This window comes from Mesorhizobium sp. M1E.F.Ca.ET.063.01.1.1, assembly GCF_003998155.1.
Taxonomy (GTDB): domain Bacteria; phylum Pseudomonadota; class Alphaproteobacteria; order Rhizobiales; family Rhizobiaceae; genus Mesorhizobium.
Genome location: NZ_RZSC01001088.1, coordinates 1 through 1,485, shown reverse-complemented (window position 1 = coordinate 1,485; position 1,485 = coordinate 1). Strand labels below are relative to the sequence as shown.

Below are 1,485 nucleotides of genomic sequence, written 5' to 3'. Positions count from 1 at the left end.
CTACCCGTTCCCGCCGAGGAACGATGTGCGCGGCACCCAAGTCGAACTCGCCGCGCTTATCCGCCTGCACAAGGTGGAGCTGATCTCGATCGGCAACGGCACCGGCAGCCGCGAGACCGAGAAGCTGGTGGCCGACATGCTGTCGGATCTGCCGGCCGGTGCCGGGCCGAAGCCGCTCAAGGTGATCGTCAGCGAGGCGGGTGCCTCGGTCTATTCGGCTTCCGCGACGGCAGCGGCAGAGTTCCCGGGCCTGGACGTGTCGCTGCGTGGCGCGGTGTCGATCGCGAGGCGCCTGCAGGACCCGCTCGCCGAGCTGGTCAAGATCGAGCCGAAGTCGATCGGCGTCGGCCAGTACCAGCACGATGTCGACCAGTACCGGCTTGGCCGCTCGCTGGAAGCGGTGGTGGAGGACGCGGTCAACGCCGTCGGCGTCGACCTCAACACGGCGTCCGCGCCGCTGCTCGCGCGCGTTTCAGGGTTGGGGCCGTCGCTCGCGGAAGCAATCGTGGCGCATCGCGACGCCAGCGGTGCTTTCGGAACACGACGCGACTTGCTCAAGGTTGCACGGCTCGGGCCGCGCGCGTTCGAGCAGTGCGCCGGCTTCCTGCGCATCCCGAACGGCGTGGAGCCGCTCGATGCTTCCTCGGTGCACCCGGAAGCCTATGGCGTGGCGAAAAGGATAGTCGCTGCCTGCGGACGCGACGTGCGCTCGCTGATGGGCGACAGCGCGGCACTCAAGGCGCTCGACCCGCGCGTCTTCGTCGACGAACGCTTCGGTCTGCCGACCGTGCGCGACATCATCGCCGAGCTGGAAAAGCCTGGACGCGACCCGCGTCCCGGCTTCAAGACGGCGACCTTTGCCGAGGGTGTCGACGACATCAAGGACCTGAAGCCCGGCATGCTGCTCGAAGGCACCGTCACCAATGTCGCGGCCTTCGGCGCCTTCGTCGACATCGGCGTCCACCAGGACGGACTGGTGCATGTCTCGCAACTGGCCGACCGCTTCATCAAGGATGCGCATGAGGTGGTGAAGGCGGGCGACGTGGTGAAGGTTCGCGTCGTCGACGTCGACATCAAGCGCAAGCGCATCGGGCTTTCGATGCGCAAGGATGGCGGCGAGGGCGCTCCCCGCGGCGGCCAGCGAGATCAGGGGGGCAAGCCCGCGCCGCGCTCTCCGGCTCCGCATCGGCAACAGGAGCGGCCGGCGCAGGGCGCGTTTGGCGCGGCGCTCGCCGAGGCGATGAAGCGCAAATAGCTACCAGGCCAGAACAGCCGGTTCCTTCTCGACCTGGCCCAGCAGCCAATCGCGAAAGCTGGCGACGGGGGCATGGCCGCGCTTGTCGTGCGGCACGACGAGGTAATAGGCGCTGCGGCTCTGCATCGGTTGGCCGGGCGCCGGGACCAACTGGCCGCGCTGCAACTCGCCGGCAATCAGGATTTCCGGCAGCAGCGCGACGCCAAGACCTGCCATGCAGGCCTGGGCGA

Annotated in this window: 2 protein-coding genes; one reads left to right on the top strand and one right to left on the bottom strand. The window is 68.5% G+C overall.

Going from position 1 to position 1,485, the window contains the following annotated elements; translation table 11 throughout:
- On the top strand, window positions 1-1,255 hold a 1,255-nt coding region (locus EOA29_RS36260; protein ID WP_127222380.1), incomplete at its 5' end, for a helix-hairpin-helix domain-containing protein.
- Here the strand turns inward: EOA29_RS36260 and EOA29_RS36255 are convergent.
- Window positions 1,256-1,485: LysR substrate-binding domain-containing protein (locus EOA29_RS36255; RefSeq protein ID WP_245468733.1), on the bottom strand; the 230-nt coding region annotated here is incomplete at its 5' end.